The 18,864-nt window shown below is 69.8% G+C and carries 15 protein-coding genes; 5 read left to right on the forward strand and 10 right to left on the reverse strand.

All coding sequences use genetic code 11. The annotated features are described in order from the left end of the window. Positions 1–56 precede the first annotated feature (56 nt). A complete protein-coding gene (locus GPX89_RS16715) occupies positions 57–479 on the forward strand; it encodes a cupredoxin domain-containing protein (protein ID WP_157388490.1) in 423 nt (140 codons plus the stop codon). Between the two features lie 202 nt (positions 480–681). Here the strand turns inward: GPX89_RS16715 and glmS are convergent, their stop codons facing one another. Next, entirely contained in the window at positions 682–2,550 is a 1,869-nt protein-coding gene (gene glmS / locus GPX89_RS16720) for a glutamine--fructose-6-phosphate transaminase (isomerizing) (protein WP_157388491.1), read from the reverse strand. Positions 2,551–2,651: 101 nt separating this feature from the next. Here glmS and GPX89_RS16725 point away from each other — a divergent pair, with 101 nt between their 5' ends. After that, positions 2,652–3,515 (forward strand): dienelactone hydrolase family protein, encoded by an 864-nt coding sequence (locus GPX89_RS16725; RefSeq protein ID WP_328601919.1) that lies wholly within the window; start codon positions 2,652–2,654, stop codon positions 3,513–3,515. Between the two features lie 319 nt (positions 3,516–3,834). Here GPX89_RS16725 and GPX89_RS16730 read toward each other — a convergent pair whose 3' ends face one another. The 4 genes from GPX89_RS16730 to GPX89_RS16745 all read right to left on the reverse strand — a co-directional run bounded on the left by GPX89_RS16730 (position 3,835) and on the right by GPX89_RS16745 (position 6,853). Next, positions 3,835–5,859, reverse strand: coding sequence for a hypothetical protein (locus GPX89_RS16730; protein WP_157388492.1), 2,025 nt, complete (start codon positions 5,857–5,859; stop codon positions 3,835–3,837). Then, complete coding sequence (locus GPX89_RS16735) at positions 5,856–6,176, reverse strand: hypothetical protein (RefSeq protein WP_157388493.1); 321 nt, start codon at positions 6,174–6,176, stop codon at positions 5,856–5,858. The genes GPX89_RS16730 and GPX89_RS16735 overlap by 4 nt, the downstream gene beginning before the upstream one ends. Before the next feature lie 45 nt (positions 6,177–6,221). Next, the gene (locus tag GPX89_RS16740) at positions 6,222–6,530 is read right to left on the reverse strand and encodes a DUF6802 family protein (protein ID WP_157388494.1); all 309 of its coding nucleotides are present in this window, start codon (positions 6,528–6,530) and stop codon (positions 6,222–6,224) included. A gap of 104 nt (positions 6,531–6,634) precedes the next feature. Next, positions 6,635–6,853, reverse strand: coding sequence for a PspC domain-containing protein (locus tag GPX89_RS16745; RefSeq protein WP_235947461.1), 219 nt, complete (start codon positions 6,851–6,853; stop codon positions 6,635–6,637). Between the two features lie 116 nt (positions 6,854–6,969). On the opposite strand from GPX89_RS16745, the gene GPX89_RS16750 reads away from it, so the two are divergent. Next, positions 6,970–8,610 (forward strand): ABC-F family ATP-binding cassette domain-containing protein, encoded by a 1,641-nt coding sequence (locus GPX89_RS16750; RefSeq protein ID WP_328601920.1) that lies wholly within the window; start codon positions 6,970–6,972, stop codon positions 8,608–8,610. Positions 8,611–8,616: 6 nt separating this feature from the next. Next, on the forward strand, positions 8,617–9,750 hold the full coding sequence (locus tag GPX89_RS16755; protein WP_157388495.1) for an aminotransferase class I/II-fold pyridoxal phosphate-dependent enzyme: 1,134 nt from the start codon (positions 8,617–8,619) through the stop codon (positions 9,748–9,750). Here the strand turns inward: GPX89_RS16755 and glmM are convergent. From glmM to rplM, 3 genes are all read right to left on the reverse strand, one after another. Further along, complete coding sequence (glmM, locus tag GPX89_RS16760; RefSeq protein WP_157388496.1) at positions 9,747–11,123, reverse strand: phosphoglucosamine mutase; 1,377 nt, start codon at positions 11,121–11,123, stop codon at positions 9,747–9,749. The two genes, GPX89_RS16755 and glmM, sit on opposite strands and share 4 nt — an antisense overlap. 165 nt (positions 11,124–11,288) lie before the next feature. After that, entirely contained in the window at positions 11,289–11,804 is a 516-nt protein-coding gene (gene rpsI, locus GPX89_RS45460) for a 30S ribosomal protein S9 (protein ID WP_328601921.1), read from the reverse strand. Continuing rightward, complete coding sequence (gene rplM, locus GPX89_RS16770) at positions 11,801–12,244, reverse strand: 50S ribosomal protein L13 (protein ID WP_326309446.1); 444 nt, start codon at positions 12,242–12,244, stop codon at positions 11,801–11,803. Before rplM ends, rpsI begins: the two co-directional genes overlap by 4 nt. A gap of 304 nt (positions 12,245–12,548) precedes the next feature. Here rplM and GPX89_RS16775 point away from each other — a divergent pair, with 304 nt between their 5' ends. After that, entirely contained in the window at positions 12,549–13,151 is a 603-nt protein-coding gene (locus GPX89_RS16775; protein WP_157388497.1) for a hypothetical protein, read from the forward strand. Here the strand turns inward: GPX89_RS16775 and GPX89_RS44630 are convergent. Both GPX89_RS44630 and GPX89_RS16785 read right to left on the reverse strand, forming a co-directional pair. Next, positions 13,068–16,007 carry a hypothetical protein gene (locus tag GPX89_RS44630; RefSeq protein ID WP_235947463.1) on the reverse strand — a complete coding sequence of 980 codons (2,940 nt, stop codon included), beginning with the start codon at positions 16,005–16,007 and terminating at the stop codon, positions 13,068–13,070. The genes GPX89_RS16775 and GPX89_RS44630 overlap by 84 nt on opposite strands. Before the next feature lie 79 nt (positions 16,008–16,086). After that, the gene (locus GPX89_RS16785; RefSeq protein ID WP_157388498.1) at positions 16,087–18,834 is read right to left on the reverse strand and encodes an ATP-binding cassette domain-containing protein; all 2,748 of its coding nucleotides are present in this window, start codon (positions 18,832–18,834) and stop codon (positions 16,087–16,089) included. Positions 18,835–18,864 lie beyond the last annotated feature (30 nt).

Here is an 18,864-nt window from a genome sequence, read left to right on the forward strand (position 1 = left end):
GGTCAGGGCGGGTGCCCGCGAACGGTCCGCTATCGGCGGGGACTAACCTGGCTGGCATGTGGATCCGCCGCCAGTCGTCTTCGCGTGCCCTGCTTCTCGTCGCCGTCGTGGCGGGGGCGCTGGTCGCCGGGGGCTGCTCGTCGAACGGCTCGAACAGCGCCGCCACCTCCACCACCGCCGCACCGACGTCCGGGGCGGCGACCTCCACCGGTCCCGCGGCGCCCGCGGCCGTGACGGTCGAGGTGAAGGACATGAAGTTCTCCCCGGCCGACATCACCGTCAAGGCCGGGGACACCGTGACCTGGAAGTTCGATGACCGGGCGCCGCACAATGTGCAGGGCGTCGGCGACATCGCGATGGCGCTCAACAGCCCGATCATCCACAAGGGCCAGTGGAGCTACACCTTCACCACGCCCGGCACCTACCGCTACATCTGCACGCTGCACGCTGAGATGAAGGGCACCGTCACCGTGCAGTAGGCCCAACTCTCGGGGACTCTCAGGGGCTTCGCCCCTGAAACCCCGAACCCGGGAGTCGAGCGCTGTCCCCGCACCCCGGATGCTCGGTGCGCACCCCCGAACCCCGGGCGCCAAGTGCCGTACCTCGACCCTCAGGTGCGTAGTGCCCTACCTCGACCCTCAGGTGCGGAGAGCCCTACCCCCGAATCCCGTGCGACGAGCGCTATTCGACGGTGACCGACTTGGCCAGGTTGCGGGGTTTGTCGACGTCGTAGCCGCGGGCCCGGGCGACCTCGGCGGCGAAGATCTGCAGCGGGACCGTCGAGAGCAGCGGCTGGTACAGCGTTGGGGCCGAGGGGATTTCGATCAGGTGGTCAGCGAAGGGGCGCACGGTGTCGTCGCCCTCCTCGGCGATCACGATGGTGCGGGCGCCGCGGGCCTGGATCTCGCGGATATTGCTGAGCAGCTTGGAGTGCAGCATCGCGCGGCCCTTCGGCGAGGGCATGACCACGAAGACCGGCAGACCGTCTTCGATGAGGGCGATCGGGCCGTGCTTGAGCTCACCGGCCGCGAAGCCCTCGGCGTGCATGTACGCCAATTCCTTGAGCTTCAACGCGCCTTCGAGCGCGACCGGGTAGCCGACGTGGCGGCCCAGGAACAGCACGGTCGGCACGTGGGCGAACCGCCGGGCGATCTCGCGGATCCGCTCGGCCGACTCCAGCACCTGGGCAACGAGTTTCGGCATGCACTCCAGCTCGGCGTACTCGCGGGCGACCTCGTCGGGATACTTGGTGCCGCGCGCCTGCGCCAGCGCCAGGCCGACCAGGTAGTTGGCGGTGATCTGTGCCAGGAACGCCTTGGTGGAGGCGACGCCGATCTCCGGGCCGGTGCGGGTGTAGAGCACGGCGTCGGACTCGCGGGGGATCTGCGCGCCATTGGTGTTGCAGATGGCCAGGACTCGCGCCTTCTGCTCCTTGGCGTGGCGCACGGCCTCCAGCGTGTCGGCGGTCTCGCCGGACTGGGAGATGGCCACCACCAGGGTGGAGCGGTCCAGAACCGGGTCACGGTAACGGAATTCGCTGGCCAGCTCGACCTCGACGGGCAGCCGGGTCCAGTGCTCGATGGCGTACTTGGCCAGCAGGCCCGCGTGATACGAACTGCCGCAGGCGACCACGAAGACCTTGTCGACCTCGCGCAGCTCCTGATCGTGCAGCCGCTGCTCGTCGAGAATGATCTTGCCCTGGTCGAAGTGGCCGATCAGGGTGTCCGCGACGCCCTGCGGCTGCTCCTCGATCTCCTTGAGCATGAAGTAGTCGTGGCCGCCCTTCTCGGCGGCGGCCAGATCCCAGTCGATGGTGAACGGGCGGGTGCGGACGCCGTCGGTCCCGCCGTGGAAGTCGGTGACCCGGTAGCTGTCGGCGGTGATGACGACGGCCTGGTCCTGGCCGAGTTCGACTGCCTCGCGGGTGTGTTCGATGAAGGCGGTCACGTCGGAGGCGAGGAACATCTCGCCCCGGCCGACGCCGACCACCAGCGGGGTGGAGCGGCGGGCGGCGACGATCGTGCCCGGGTGGTCGGCGTGCGAGAAGACCAGGGTGAACGCGCCTTCCAGGCGGCGCACCACCGCGAGGGCGGAGGCCACGAAGTCACCGGCGGTGTCGCCCTTGGCATACGCGCGGGAGACCAGGTGGACCGTCACCTCGGTGTCGGTGTCGCTGCCCAGCTCGACACCCGCCTCCTCCAGCTCGCGGCGCAGCGGAGCGAAATTCTCGATGATGCCGTTGTGCACCACCGCGACCCGGCCGGTGTGGTCGCGATGCGGGTGGGCGTTGCGGTCGGTGGGCGCGCCGTGCGTGGCCCAGCGGGTGTGGCCCATGCCGGTGGCTCCCGCGAAACGCTCCCGGCCCGCTTCGGCGAGTTCGGCCTCGAGGTTGGCCAGGCGGCCCGCCTTGCGCTCCACGGCCAGCCCGCCCGCGCCGTCGAGGATCGCTACGCCCGCGGAGTCGTAACCCCGATATTCCATGCGGCGCAACGCATCGACGACCACCTCGAGCGCATCCCGGTACCCCACATACCCCACGATTCCGCACATGGGCCCATAGCCTAACGGGATGACACCGTCACACGAATCCGAGTCGATGTCCTACCGGGCGAAACGCCCCAAGTACATGTTGATCGGATAGGTTCTAGTCCGTGTCGGCGTCTGTGAAATCGCTTCTGAGCACTCTGACCCTGCGCGGCCCGCACGAGGTGCTGCGCGGGAATCTCGGCATCGCCGGGCTGCCCGGGGTGGTGTACACGCCCGGGAAGGGACTCAACCTGCCCGCGGTGGCCTTCGGGCACGGGTGGCTGACCGGCGTCGGCAACTACCGGCGGCTGCTGGAACACCTGGCCTCCTGGGGATATGTGGCCGCCGCGCCCGACACCGAACGCGGACCGATCCCCTCGCACCTGAACCTGGCCACCGACCTGCTGACCACCCTGGACATCTGCGCCGGGGTGCGGCTGGGCGCGGGCAATATCAGCGTCGACCCGAAGAAGCTGGCCCTGGCCGGCCACGGCATGGGCGCGGGCGCGGCCGCCATCGCCGCCTCCCAGCGCGACGTGGCCGCCGTGGCGGCCCTCTACCCCTCCCCCACCGCCCCCTCGGCGGAGGCTCTCGCCCCCAAGATCGACGCCCCCGCCCTGATCCTGGCGGGCGCCACCGACATCGACTCGGTCAGCTCCAACGCCACCCCCTTGGCCTCCGCCTGGGGCGAGGACGCCATCCTCCGCTCCCTCGACAAGGCCAGCCACAACGGCATGGTCGAGGGCCGCCGCGCCCTCGCCGCCCTCGGCGCCGGCAAACACGAACCCAAAACCGAACGCCTCACCCGAGCCCTCCTCATCGGCTACCTCAACTACACAGTCCTCGGCGACAAGAAATACAAGCCGTTCGCCGACCCCGAAGCAGTCCTCCCCCACACCACCCTCGTCGACCCTGACGCCGTGGAAGAAGAGACCGACCAGCCTCAAAAACTCCCGGTCCTCCAACTCATCCAGGCCCTGCGTAAGTAGCCTCGCCCACCACACCCTGGCTGCTCGCAACCCCGAACTCGGCGCGCCCGCGTCACAGATCCCGATGGCTCCGCCGACAGTGCGGCCGGATTACCCAGCGCGGGAACCGGATTCGTAGCTACGCCGCCAGATAGCGAACACCGACGGCACGCCGCACCGCATGGCCCCGATCAACGAGCAGCGAGGCCCCGGGACACCACTTCCGAGGTCGTCCACTTCGCCGCCGGGCATTCCCCGCACGAAGTCGATTCGTAAGCGCTTCACCGGACGCAGGGGTTCGGGCGATGCGGCCCGAGTACCGACCACCCAGCCGGGTGCCTCACTCCGTGGTCGATTCGACGAGCGGGGAGAGTTCGGGGATCTCGACACCACCCTCCGGGATTTCCAGCGGCGCGTCCGGACTGCCCAGTGAGGGCGGCGGATTCGCGGGCAGTTCGGTCGGCACGTTGTTTTCGATCGACGGGCTTGCGGCCTGCGGTGGCTCGGAGCCGCTGGAGGGCGGTGTCGGTGCAGGCGTGGGTGGCGAAACGTCCAGCGGTCCAGGGGGATCCGGCGATGGGGTCGGCACACCCGGTTCGAGTGGCGATGGGTCGCAGGCAGGAGTGGCCGGTCCCTGGTCATGCGGCGGTTGGCATACAGCCGACGACGGGGGAAGTTGCTGCGCTGCCTGATCCGGGCCGGATCGCAGGGCGGGGGTTGGCGGGTTGGCGGGTTGGCAATCAGCGGCGGGCTCGGGCGGGCGGGTCGGAGTGATCTGGGCGTCCTGCGGGCATGGGCAGCCCGGCGCGTTGCGGTCGGTGCCGGCTGTTGGCGGTGAAGCCTCTTGTGGCGCGGGGTGTTCCAGGCCGGATGGGTCAGGGGGTGCAGAGACGGCAGGAGGTGGCTGATCGGGGGCCGATGCTCTGGAAGTCGGGGTGTCCCCGGCCGGGTCGGCGGTGGTGGGGTTGTCATGCGGAGCGGTGGAGTCGCCGTCGGGCAGGGTTGGGGTGCCGTTCTGGTTGAGGGTCAGGGTGTGGGTTCGGCCGGATTGGTCGGTCATGGTGAGGGTGAGTTCGCCGACCGGGGTGCGTTCGAGGATGAAGTGGTTTCCGGCGAGGTCGAATTCGAGGCGGCCGGTGGGGAGGTTCGGGAGGCTCGCGCTGTCCGGCTTCGGCTCGGGTTCGGGGGCGTCGGGCGTGCTCCCGGGGGTCGCGGAAGGCGACTGCTGGCCGGTGAGGGAGCCGAGTTTCTCGAGGGCGGTGGAGATGCCCTGTTGGAGGGCGGATTCGAGTTGGTCGAAGACCGTGGTCGCAGAGCGGGTGAATTGATCGGATTGGAGTCGTGACGGATCTGCGGCATCGGCGGTTGACGGCGTGGAGACGGCCGACTCCGAAGTGGCAGGCGGCGTGGTGGCCGGGCCCGGAAGGGCTTCCGGAACTGTGGAAGCCGGGTGCGTCGGCTCTCGGGGCTCGCCTTCGGGCACGGCGGATGCGCGGGCTGATTCGGCCGCACCGGGTGTTTCGGCCGGGACGAGTGAGTAAGCGGGCTGCTGCGGCGTCTGCCCGAAACCCGCGGCGGGCAGCTGCGACTGTGCTGGGTAGGACCTCGGAGCCGGAACAGGCTGGGCTGTGGGAGAACTCGGTGACAGATCCGGGTCGGGTCGGGGCAGGAGGGTTTGGGCCGGTTGGGGGTAGGGGTGGTCGATGACCTGAGCGAAGGCGGTGAGGATGGTGCGGTAGTGGGAGTCGAAGGTTCGGTCGGCGGTGTCGCAGGCGGCGGTGAATGTGGTGAGTTTGCGCTCTATGTCCGGGCGGAAGGTGGCGGTGAGCCAGGGGTCGCTGCCGTCGGAGACGAGGTCTTCGATGTCTTCGGCGGTCTTGCCGTCGATGGCTACGCGGCCCTCGCCGTCTCGGGTGGGTTCGAGAAGGGCGAGCGTTACCTCGGCCTTGGTGAGGACTGCGTGCCGGAGGGGTTCGAGGGCGGCGGAGATGGCGGCGGTGGCGGTGTGAGCCGTGTCGAGGTCTTCTCGGGCCTGGCGGAGTTGGGAATTCACGATGGTGAGGGCCTCGTCGCCGGTGGGCCCGGTCCAGGCGGCGGGGAGGGAGTGGGCTACCGATTGCTGGGCAGACCAGCGCGTCTCGGCGTCCGCGAGGGCCCTGTCGAGTTCGGCTCGGGCGGTGTCGAATTCGGCGAGCCTCGTGCCGCGCTGTTCGTCGTAACGGGCGTAGAGGTCGGTGAGGAACAGGCCGTGGGGCGCGCCGAAAGCCTTGGCGTAGAGAGGCAGAAATTGTTCCCAGTACTGCAAGCCGGGGGCACCGTAGTCGAGGATTTGGTCGACGCTCTTGCCGGTCGGGTCGAAGCTCATCGGCCCGCCTCCGTGAGGACGGTGGCGCCGGCCTGGTCGATCCGGGTGTATTCGGTTGCGGCGCGATCGAATACGTCGGCGGTAGCCGTCGCGGCGGCGGCCCAGTAGCGCAGGCATGCGGCCGCGCGTTCGAAGCCTTGGTGGACGGCCGCGCCTTGCGTCGCGTAGTTGCGACCGGCCTCGTTCTCGGCGATGCCGAAGGGGTGTTCACCGACCGCTCTCGAATGCTGCTGCAGGGCATCGGCATTGTCGCGCAACGTTGCGGCCCCGGCGTGCAGGATCGAAACGCGCACGCCGAAGTCACCGTGTCCACCCATTGGCCCCCCTCCGAACCCGTGTCGTGAAAGCCCCCGCGCCCCGGGCTACTTGCCGAGGTGCCCGTTGTCCGTCCGCACCCATTCGGTGGTGCCGTCGGGATGATGGTGGAACTCCCACGCCGAGAAGTCCCCGCCGCTGTCGACCACGGTCATGTGATCGGCGAACCCGTCGTGATCCATGTCCGTCCACACCTGCATGGCGTGATCGGTGCCGGTGGTCACCGTGTCGAGCAGCCCGTCCCCATCGAGATCCTGTGTGGGGTGCGACAACTCGATCGCGCCGAGTCCGCCCAATTCCGAATGCGCGTCGAAATCCGGCAACTCCAACCCTGGCAGATCACCCGATGTGACCATCGTTTCGGCTCCTCAGTCGTGACGTGGCTCCCATCCTGGCATTCGGCCTCACCCCTCGCACCACCTTCGATGCCGAATGTGGATAACTCGCCCCTGGGGATAACTCAGCGCTTCGGGATGATGATCCACAGTGCGATGTAGAGCAGGAACTGCGGTCCGGGCAACAGGCAGGACGCCACGAAGAGGATGCGGACGAGGTTGGCGTTCCAGCCGAGGTATTCGGCGAGCCCGCCGCACACGCCGCCGATCCAGTTGTCGGTGCTGGATCGGGTCAGCCGCTTGGGGGTCTGAGTGGGCATCTGGCCGGAGAACTGTGTGGTCATGACTCCACTGTGCCGAGTTCGATCACCGGGCACATCGGTCCTACGCCCCATTCCGACCCTGACTTTCGACAGGGCCGGAATCAGGGTCTCACCCCGAGCACGGCAGAATCGCCCTGGTGAGCACCACTCTGCATGCGCGCGGCCTGGCCGCCGGACACGGTGAGCGGATCCTGTTCTCCGACCTGGACCTGATCCTCGCCCCCGGCGACGTGATCGGGCTGGTGGGCGTGAACGGGGCCGGCAAGTCGACCCTGCTGCGCATGCTCGCCGACCGCGACGCCCCCGAGGGCGAGATCGTGCTGAGCCCGCCCGACGCCACCGTCGGCTACCTGGCCCAGGAGCCCGAGCGCATCGCGGGCGAGACCGCGCTCGAATTCCTGCGCCGCCGAACCGGTGTGGCCACCGCCCAGCAGACCATGGACGCCGCCGCCGAGCGCCTGGCCGACGGCGGCGAGGACGAGTACTCCCCCGCCCTGGAGCGCTGGCTGGCGCTCGGCGGCGCGGACCTCGAACAGCGTGCCGAGGAGGTGGCCGCCGACCTCGGCCTGGCCGAGAGCCTCCCGCACGGCCTGGACACCCTCATGACCGCGCTCTCCGGCGGTCAGGCCGCGCGCGCCGGTCTGGCCTCGGTCCTGTTGTCCCGCTTCGACATCCTGCTGCTCGACGAGCCCACCAACGACCTGGATCTGGACGGCCTGGCCCGCCTCGAGCAGTTCGTGACCGGCGTCCGCGAGCCGCTCATGGTGATCAGCCACGACCGGGAGTTCCTGGCGCGCACCGTGAATCGCATCGTCGAGCTGGATCTGGCCCAGCAGCAGGTCGGCGTCTACGACGGCGGCTACGACTCGTACCTGGAGGAACGCGCGATCGCGCGCCGCCACGCCCGCGAGGCCTACGACGAGTACGCCGACACCAAGGCCGGTCTGGAGGCGCGCGCCAATATGCAGCGCAACTGGATGGAACACGGAGTGCGCAACGCGCGCCGCAAGTCCAAGGCCGACTCCGACAAGATGGGCCGCAAGGCCCGCGCGGAAGCCACCGAGAAGCAGGCGTCCAAGGTCAAGCAGACGGTCAAGCGCATCGAACGCCTGGAGGCGGTGGAGGAGCCGCGCAAGGAGTGGGAGCTGCGCATGTCCATCGCCGCCGCGCCCCGCAGCGGATCGGTGGTGGCGACCCTGTCCGGTGCGACCGTCACCCGCGGCGAGTTCACCCTCGGGCCGGTGACGGTGCAGGTGGATTGGGGTGACCGCATCGTCCTGACCGGCGTGAACGGCGCGGGCAAGTCCACCCTGCTGGCACTGCTGCTGGGAAAGACGAAGCCGGACACCGGATCCGCCGCGCTGGGGTCGGGGGTGGCCATCGGCGAGGTCGATCAGGCCCGCGGCCTGTTCCGCGGAACCGCCTCCCTCGCCGACACTTTCAGCGCCGAGATCCCCGACTGGAACGAATCCGACGTCCGCACCCTGCTCGCGAAATTCGGCCTGCGCGGCCCGCATGTCGTGCGCCCCAACGACACTCTGTCCCCCGGTGAGCGCACCCGCGCGGCCCTGGCCCTGCTGCAGGCCCGCGGCGTGAACCTGCTCGTCCTCGACGAGCCCACCAACCACCTGGACCTGCCCGCCATCGAGCAGCTGGAGCAGGCGATCGAATCCTTCGAGGGCACCGTCCTTCTGGTCACCCACGACCGCCGCATGCTCGACAATGTGCGGGCCACCCGCCGCTGGCACATCGCAGACGGACAACTCACGGAAAAGTAGCGCACCATGCTCGTCCAACGGCTTCGCCCTTACAGCTCTTCGGTTTTCGGGGAGATGTCCCAGCTGGCCGTGACGCACGGCGCGATCGACCTCGGCCAGGGATTCCCGGACTACGAGGGACCGCGGGCGATGCTCGACCGCGCCCGCGAGGCCATCGCGAGCGGGGTGAACCACTACACGTCCGCGAAGGGGCAGCCGGAGCTGCGGGCCGCCGTCGTGGCCGAACGCGCCCGGCATCTGGGCGAACGGTACGACGCGGCAACGGAAGTGGTGGTCACCGCCGGCGCCACCGAGGCGCTCACCGCCGCCCTGCTCGGCCTGGTGGAACCCGGCGGCGAAGTGATCCTCATCGAGCCGTTCTACGACTCCTACCCGGCGGCGGTCGCGCTGGCGGGAGCCACGGCGCGCACGGTGGCGATGGTACCCGACGGCGACGGCTTCACCCTCGACCTCGACGAACTGCGCGCGGCGATCACCCCGCGCACCCGGGCGCTGCTGCTGAACTCGCCCCACAACCCGACCGGCTCACTGCTGAGCGACGCCGACCTGGCCACCATCGCCGAATTGGCCTGCGAGCACGACTTCCCGGTGATTTCGGACGAGGTCTACGAACACCTGGTCTTCGACGAGATCCCGCACGCCTCGATAGCGGCGCTGCCGGGCATGCGCGAGCGCACCGTCGTGGTGTCCGCACCGGCCAAGACCTTCAATGTCACCGGCTGGCGGATCGGCTGGGCGCTGGGGCCCGAACCGCTGATCACCGCGGTGCTCGCCGCCAAGCAGTACCTGACCTTCGTGCCCCCGGCCCCGTTCCAGCCCGCCATCGCCTACGCCTTGGAGCACGAACAGGATTGGGCCGCGGCCAATCGCGTGGCACTGCACGGCAAGTACCTGCTGCTGTCGAATGCCCTGCGGGACAGGGGATTCGATGTGAAGCGCAGCGCGGGTGGCTATTTCGTGTGCGCCGACGTCGGCACCGACGGGACCGCCTTCTGCCGCGACCTACCGGCCCGCTCGGGCGTGGCGGCGATCCCGGTCGCCGCCCTGTCCCACCGCTCCGACTGGAACACCCTGGTGCGCTTCGCCTATTGCAAGAAGGACGCGACTCTCCGCGAAGCGATCAGCCGCCTCGGGGCCTAGACCGCGGCGACCAGCTTGGCGAGGTTGTCAGCGAGCAGCTCGGCCTGGGCCGGGTCGGTGGCTTCCACCATGACGCGGACCAGCTGCTCGGTTCCGCTGGGGCGCAGCAGAATTCGGCCGGACTCGCCCAGCAGCCGTTCCGCGTCGGCGACGGCCTCGAGCACCGACGGGGCGACGGCGACGGCGGCCTTGTCGGAGACGGGGACATTGATCAGCACCTGCGGCACCGTCTGCACGATGCCCGCCAGTTCCGCCAGGGAGCGGCCGGTTTCGGCCATGCGGGCCATCAGTTTCAGGCCGGTGAGCACGCCGTCGCCGGTGGTGCCGAACTTCGGGAAGATGGTGTGGCCGGACTGTTCTCCGCCCAGGGTGTAGCCGCCCGCGCGCAGGTCCTCGAGGACGTAGCGGTCGCCGACGGCGGTGGTGCGCACCGTGATTCCGGCCTCGCGCATGGCGATGTGCAGACCCAGGTTGCTCATGACGGTGGCGACCAGGGTGTCCTGGACCAGCTCGCCCGAGTCACGCATGGCCAGCGCCAGGACCGCCATGATGGCGTCGCCGTCGACCACCGCGCCGGTGGCGTCCACGGCCAGGCAGCGGTCGGCGTCGCCGTCGAGGGCCAGGCCCAGGTCCGCGCCGTGTTCGAGCACGGCCGCGCGCACCTGGTCCAGATGCGTGGAGCCGCAACCGTCGTTGATGTTCAGGCCGTCGGGTTCGGCGTTGATGGCGATGACCGTCGCGCCCGCCTCCCGGTAGGCGGTGGGCCCGACCTCGGAGGCCGCGCCGTGCGCGCAGTCCACGACCACGGTGAGCCCGCGCAGGTCCCGCCCGGTGGCCTGGACCAGGTGCTCGACGTACCGCTCGTGGGTGCCCTCGAGGCTGTACCGGTCGTGCACGTCGAACACGTGCCCACCCAGCCCGGGCCGTCCGAGCACCCGCCCGATGCCCGCGCCGGTGGGCCGGGTGTAGGAGCCCTCGGCGATGACCGCCTCGATGCGGTCCTCGACGGCGTCGTCCAGCTTGTGCCCGCCCGCGGCGAAGATCTTGATGCCGTTGTCCGGCATGGGGTTGTGCGAGGCGGAGATCATGACGCCCAGGCAGGCGTCGTACACGCCGGTCAGGTACGCGACGGCGGGCGTCGGCAGCACGCCGACCGACAGCACGTCCACGCCCGCGGAGGTCAGGCCCGCGGTGACCGCGGCCTCCAGCATCTCGCCACTCGCACGGGGGTCACGCCCCACGACGGCGAGCGCGCGCTTCTTCCCCCGGCTCAGGACCTGCGCGGCCGCGGCCGAAACCTGCAGCGCCAGCTCCGGACTCAACGACTCATTGGCGAGCCCGCGCACCCCATCGGTGCCGAACATACGTCCCATTACCTCAACACCCCTGCTGGTTTCCGGTCGATACAGCACGAGAGCAGGCGCCCAACCGGTTCGAAAACCGTTGCGGGGAGCCTGCTCTCGTACAGGTTGCCGTATAGACGGTACCGTGCCCGGCCCCCGAAAGGGCCGGGCACGGTAGAGCCCGACGGCGCAATATCAGCGCTTCGAGTACTGAGGCGCCTTGCGGGCCTTCTTGAGGCCGTACTTCTTGCGCTCGGTGGCACGCGGGTCACGGGTCAGGAAGCCGGCACGCTTGAGGGCGGGACGGTCGTCCGGGGTGACCTCGATGAGGGCACGCGCGATGGCCAGGCGCAGCGCGCCGGCCTGACCCGACGGGCCGCCGCCGACCAGGCGGGCGTGGATGTCGAAGGTCTCGGTGCGCTCGACGGTGACCAGCGGGGACTTCACCAGCTGCTGGTGCACCTTGTTCGGGAAGTAGTCCTCGATGGTGCGGCCGTTGAGCACGAAGTTGCCGGAACCCGGCACCAGGCGCACGCGAACGACGGCTTCCTTACGGCGGCCGACGGTCTGGACCGGACGGTCGATGACAACCGGAGCGGCGGCGTAGGAGGTGTACTCGGCCTCGGCCTCGTAACCGTCACCCTCCTCGACGACCTCCACAGCGGTGTCTTCCACGACGTAGTCGTCGTTGAATTCTTCGGGAGCGGTCACTGGGCCACCTGCTTGATCTCGAAGGGGATGGGCTGCTGGGCGGCGTGCGGGTGGTTCGGGCCCGCGTAGACCTTCAGCTTGCGAATGATCTGGTTGCCCAGCTTGTTCTTCGGGATCATGCCCTTGACGGCACGCTCGACCAGACGGTCGGGGCGGGTGTCCAGGATCTGGCCCACGGTACGGCCCTTCAGACCACCCGGGTGACCGGAGTGGGTGTAGAGGACCTTGTCTTCGCGCTTGTTGCCCGAGACGGCGACCTTGTCGGCATTGATGATGATGACGAAATCGCCACCATCGACGTTCGGCGCGTAGGTCGGCTTGGTCTTGCCGCGCAGCAGGTTCGCAGCCTGCACGGAAAGACGGCCGAGCACTACGTCAGTGGCGTCGATGACGTACCACTTGCGGGTCACGTCACCGCCCTTGGGGCTGTACGTAGGCACAGTGCATCCCTGTCTGTCGTAGGTTTTGCCAGCACAAGCGCGTGGTCGAGCTGATTCCCGGCGGCCGGTGGAGACCCGGGGCTCGTGCGCCGACCGGTTACCCGGACGGACCACACGCCAACGAAGCACAATACCAGCGCGGGTGCGCCCACCTCGAATCCGGTCCCCGCCGGGGATCGACCGCCCGATGTCGAGTGAGTTACATCACTCCATAAGCGGAATACCCACCTCCGCTACCGGCATTGTATGAAGGAACGAGAACCGTCGTGACGGTTGATCAATCGCTCTGCCAATGGAGGCCGCCATGGCGATCACCATTCCGCCGAACCACCCGCGCGCGAAGGCGATGCGCCGGATGCTGCTGACCGTGGTGACCGGCAGCCTGGTCTTCCTGATTCCCTGGATCGCCTATCTCTCGGTCAGCCTGCCGTCCTCGCGCGAGGTGGACCAGTGGGATATCGCGTGGGTCGGATTCGACTTCGTCCTGGTGGGGGCGATCGGCATGACCGCGTGGTCCGCCTGGCGGCGACGGCAGATCTTCATCCCGTGGGCGATGATCACCGGCACGCTGCTGGTCTGCGATGCCTGGTTCGACATCGTGCTGGACTGGAACACCTCGGACCTGTGGTTCGCGGTGCTGTCGGCGGTCGTCGGTGAACTGCCGCTGGCCGCGCTGCTCTTCTTCGCCGCCCGGCGGATGCTGCAACTCACCATCGATCGCGCGTGGGCGCTGACCGGTCACACCGGACCCGCGCCCCGGGTCTCCCAGGTCGAGTTGATGGTCACCGCCGCCTGGCTGCAGCGGGACCACGACTCGGACGGGTCAGATGTGCAGGGGCGGGCCGGGATCGATGCCGCGCGCCGGGCCGGGAACGGTGTAGCGCAGCGTGTCGATGCCGAAGCGTAGGCAGTCCAGGCTCTTCGGATCACCCACGGTGGCGATGCCCGCGTGCGGCCCGCCGAACACGAACGGGGTGACCGCGCAGGATTCGCCGACCGGCTGGACGGGCGAACCCGCCTGAATCACGGTGTCGGGCACCGAAACCGCGGAGGTGCGGGTCTCACCGCCCGAATGCATCCCCATCAGTGACAGCGTCGCCGCACCGACGATGATCGGCGCACCGAACGGCTTGCGCATCTTGTTCCAGAGCTTGCCCTTGCGCTGCTTGCGCTCGGCGTCGGATCCCGATTCCGAATCCGACTGCCCTGCGGCATCTTCCGACGACTGCGGATGTTGCTGACGCGCCCCCGTGGACATCGCCCCACCGTACATCGCGCCGGGCTGACCAGGAGCGTTTCCGCCGGATCCAGCAAAACCCGGGCGACCCGAACCGGACGTATCCCCCTCGGCCCCATAGCCACCGGACGGATAACCACCCTGGGAATACCCACCCTGCTGCCCGTAGCCGCCGGCCGCGCCGTAGCCTCCGGCCTGGCCGTACTGTCCACCGGCACCCGGCTGACCGCCGCCCGGACCGTACTGCCCGGCGCCTCCCTGCGGACCCATCTCGGACCCGCCGGCGTTTGCCGGACCATAGCCCTGCGCGCCCGACTCGGGACCCTGCGGGCTTGCCGGTGCATAGCCCTGACCGGTGGGATAACCGGAACCGCCTGTGCCCGGGCCGGATTGGCCGGGCGCGGAATACGAACCGCCCTTCCCGTAGCCACCGCCCTGCCCATACCCGCCAGCAGCGTGTCCACCGGACTGGCCGTAGCCGGGCTGCCCCGCTTGACCATAGCCGCCGCCGGACTGTCCGCCGCCCGCCTGGGCGCCCTGCCCCGCGGCTTGGCCATAGCCGCCGCCGGATTGACCACCCGCCTGCCCGTAGCCGCCGGGGCCGTACTGCCCGGCATTCGAACCCTGTTGCACGCCCGCGGAACCCGGCGTCTGCCCGGCTTCGCTCACGTTCGCGCCTGGCTGGCCGTAGTTGGCGCTGCCGTACGCGCCCGGCCCCGCGGCGCCCTGTTGTGCTCCGGCGGATCCCGGTCCGTATCCGGCAGCGGGCGCACCCGACGCGGCTCCGCCCGGAACGTCTCGGCCCACGATGGCGGTCGCCTGATCATCGGCGGGCGATCCCGGCGGCCGCATGAACCGGCCGCCCACGCCTTCGAGCCCGGCGGGCAACGGGCCGCGGCCCGCCCCCTGCGCGGCCGCACCCCGCGACTGCGCCGGCGTGCCCGCCGCCTCGGGTGAAACCTCTTGGCCCGCAACGCCTCCGGCCGACTGGTCGGTAGCCGAGGCTTCGTGGCGTCCGTGCGCGAACACGCCCGCCTGCGCGGTGCCGGAGATCCCCGCCGCCGCCGCGAGCCGCGCGACCTCTTCGGCTGTCATGCGCTGGGTCATCCCACCGGGACCGGTATGCGCGCCCGGGGTAGAACCCTGGCCCTCGACCACGGCCTGGCCACCGGTGCCAGCCGCCCGGGCGGCCTGTGCCGCGTTGAAGGCGGCCGCCTCCTCCGCGGTGATCCGATGCGTCTGCTCGACCGCACTCGCGGCGGATTGCGCACCGCCGGAGAGAGCCGCCTCGGCCTGCGGACCCGCCGCAGCCGACGCACCCGCCGCGGCTTCCTCGGCCGTGATACGGCGTGTCTGCCCGGAGGTATCGGCCGGTGCCGGACGACCCTGCGCGGGCGATTCCGCCGCGGCCTGTGAACCTGCCCCACCGGCGGCAGCGGCTTCCTCCGCGCTCATGCGGCGCGTCTGCCCGGACGTGTCGGCGGCGGGCGTGGAACCCGGTCGCTGTGCACCGGATTCGGGCGCGGGCGGTGAATCCAAGTGGCGGGGAACCAGTTCCGGCTGCTGTGCCAGCGGTTCGGGCTGACGCTGCAGCGGCTGGACCGGATCCTGGCCGCCGACGTGGCGCGGGCCCTGGTCCACCGGGCGTGCCTCCGCGGGCGGCGGTGCGGCCGGACGGTCGTAGGCCGGATCGCCTTCACTGTCGGCGACCAGCAGGTGGGTCGCGCCCAGGACGAGGGCGTGCATGGGATGGTCGGCGACCTGGAAGCGGTGGCCGAGGTGGTTCTGGAAGGCCAGGCGCAGCGCGTCGTTGAAGCAGACGTTGCCGGTGAGCAGCACCGTCGAGGTGTCGGCATTGATCGCGCGGGCGGCGGCCATCACCTCGATGACCACATTGTCGGCGGCGCGGGCCTCGTGCAGCGCCTCGGCGGTGATGGCGACGCTCACCGATTCGGTGGGCTGCTCGTCATTGCCGTGCACGGCGACCACCAGGCATTCGCGGCCGTCGGAGTAGACGCCCACCGCGCCCACGCCCGGGCCGCGGCCGGGCGCGCGCACCAGCCCGAGGGCGCGCACATAGCCGGAGAGCGCGACGGATTCGGGCAGCGGTTCGGCGGGGACGCCGAGTTGCTCGACCAGGCGCACGAATTCGTCGACCTTGGGGTCGGGCCATTCGTCCGGGTAGGGCAGCGCGAGCACATCGGGCTCGCCGCCGAGATGGTCGACGACCGCGGCGAACGGATTGTGCATGCGCGCCCGGAACACCAGTTCGGCCGGCCAGGTCGCCCCGGCGACCACGATCTGCGGATGCCCGATGATGTCGCGCACATCCGAGATGGCGATGCCGACATCGGGCCGCCGGTCCACGCCGGCGGTGTGCAGCCGGCCGGACGAATCCGCCAGCAGGTACGCGGGCGGTGTGTACGTGCCTTCGACCAGGACCGGGCGAATGGGTGATCCGCCGCCACCGGCGGCCACCGACACCACGTCCCAGCCGAGATGTACTGCACCAACTCGAGCCGTCACAGTCATCAGTCTGCCTGCTCGCTCCGCCGCGTGCGCGACCGATTCATACTTCGCACCCCCGGCCTGCGTGAATCGCCGATCACGCCGCCGACTTCTTCAAGCGCAGTCGCGACCACGTGAACAGCGCGAGCAGCACCAGGATCGCGGCCAGCACGCCCATGTCCAGCGACCACGCGGCCACGGTGTGCTTCCAGAAATGGTCCTTCTGCGCCGCGTCCGAGGCCGAGAGATCGGGCAGATTGACCGTGGACGCACCGGCGGAATAGCCCCAGCGCGAGGGGAACAGCCAGGAGATCTGGTCCAGCACAGCGCGACCCGTCACCGGGATCAGGCCGCCCGCCATCACCAGCTGCGCCATGATGATCACCACCAGCAGCGGCATCACCTGTTCGTTGGACTTGGCCAGCGCCGAGAGCGCCAGGCCGAGCACCACACAGCAGACCGCGGTCAGCGCCACATCGAGGTAGAGCTCCACGGGCCCGGACGGGATCACCGCGCCCTTGCTCGGCGGCTTCTTCACCACCAGCACGATGGCGATCATGACCGCCGACTGCAGCATGGCCGCGAGACTGAAGACCACGATCTTGGACATCAGGTATGCGCCGGAACGCAATCCGACCGCGCGTTCCCGGAAGTAGATCGCTCGCTCGCCGACCAGGTCACGCACGGTGAGCGCGACGCCCAGGAAGCACGCGCCCAGGATGAGCACCACCAGCAGCTGTTGCGCCTCACCGTTGTTGGCGCGCACGAAACTGCCGTCTGGCGCCTGCACGAACCCGACCGATTCGAATCCGTTCTTGCCCGGCACCACCAGTGACAGCCCGGCCAGCACGAACGGCAGGATCCCGAGGAACGCGAGATAGCCGCGGTCGGCGAAGATGAGCCGCAGCTGCCGTCGTGACAACGTCGAGAACTGTTTGAACGGACTCGATTTCGGCGCCTTCGCCCGCTCGACCGGTTTGACCGGCGCGGGCGGTTCCGCAAACGCTTGGCGGGAGCGGAAATTCGCGAAGGCTCGATCCGGATCGGCGGCGACCCGGCCGAAGATCTCGGCCCAGTCGCTGGTGCCCATCACGTGCCCGACGCTGCCCGGGTGCCCGCAGAAGGCGGTCTTGCCGCCGGGCGCGAGCAGCAGCACCTGATCGCACATGTCCAGGCAGGCCACCGAGTGCGTGACCACGATGACGGTGCGCCCGGCGTCGGCCAGTTCCCGCAGCATGGTCATGACCTGCCGGTCCAGCGCCGGGTCCAGGCCGGAGGTGGGCTCGTCCAGGATCAGCAGCGACGGGCCGGTGAGCAGTTCCATGGCGACCGAGGCACGCTTGCGCTGACCGCCGGAGAGCCGGTCCACGCGGGTATCGGCGTGCTGGGTGAGCGAAAGCTCCTTCAGCACATCCTCGATCACCTGCTTGCGGTCGGCCTTGCTGGTGTCCGGCGGCAGGCGCAGCTGGGCGGCGAAGTTGAGCGCCTGCTTGACCGTCAGCTGCCGGTGCAGCACGTCGTCCTGGGGCACCATGCCGATGCGGGAGCGCAGCGCTTCGTATTCGGCGTGCAGGTTGCGGCCCTCGAAGGTGACCACGCCCGCGGACGGATGCGTGGTTCCCGCAATGAGTTTCGACAGCGTCGACTTGCCCGCGCCGGAGGGTCCGATGAGCGCGGTCAGCGACCCGCGTCCGGCTTGCATGTTCACGTCGATCAGCAGTTGCTTGTTGCCCTCGACGGTGAACGAGACACCGTGCACGTGCAGGCCCTGCTCGGCGACCGGCCGCTGCCGGCGCACGAGGGTGCCCTCCTGCACGACGAAGTCGACGTTACCGATGGTGATGATGTCGCGTTCGCGCAGCAGCGCGCGCTGCTCGCGGCGGCCGTTGACGAAGGTGCCGTTGGCCGAGTTGAGGTCCTCGATGGCCAGGCCCTCGCGGTCGGCCACCAGGCGCGCGTGATTGCGCGAGGCCATCGGGTCGTTGACCACGATCTGGTTGTCGCTGGTGCGACCGATATTGAGGCCGCCGCGCGGAATCCGGTCGGCGCGCGCGATGGCCGCGGTGGAGGCGCGGGCCCGGATCGGGGGCAGCGCGGAGGTGTCCGCCTTGGTGGTCATGTTGATGGCGTCGCCCGAGGACGGCGGCGTATTCACCGGCGGGCGCGGCACATTCGGGGTCGGCGGGGCGCCGACGTGCGGAGCCTGCCGCTGCTGCACGGGATTCGGCTGCTGTTGGGCCGGCTGCTGATGCTGCGGTACCGACTGCTGGTGCTGCGGACCAGAATACGGCCGGTTCGGATTGGGCCGCAGCTGCGGATTGGCCTGCGACGGGTTCGGCCAGGCCTGCTGCGGGTTCGGTCGCGCCTGCTGATTCGCCGGCGGCCGCTGCTGCGCGTAGGGCGACTGCACCGGCGGCTGCTGGGCCGACTGCGGCTGCCCGACCTGCGGCTGCGGCCGGGAAGGCGGCCGGTTCGGCGGCGGCGCCATGCCCTGGCGCTGCGGCTGCGGCTGCGGCGCCTGGCCACCGCGGGCGGACTGCGGCAGCAGGTGCAGCAGCGGGCCGCTGATCGCGTCGCCGAGCCGCACCTGGGTGGGCCGATTGATGACCAGCGGTGTGGTGAGCCGCCGGGCATCCACGAAAACGCCGTTGGTGCTGCCATTGTCGGTGAGCATCCACGACCCGGCCTCATAGCTCAGGGTCGCGTGCACCCGGGAGACCAGCGGGCTGTCGACGAAGAGCAGCACCTCCGGGGCCCGGCCCATGGTGATCTGCTGGGTCGCGTCGAAGACCCGTTCGGTTCCATCATGACGCACGGTGATCTGCTGCGCCCCCGGTGAAGACATGGTGGGATGATAAGCGAAGCCCCCGGAGTC

Origin of the sequence: Nocardia terrae, from assembly GCF_009760405.1 — a bacterium.
GTDB lineage: Bacteria > Actinomycetota > Actinomycetes > Mycobacteriales > Mycobacteriaceae > Nocardia > Nocardia terrae.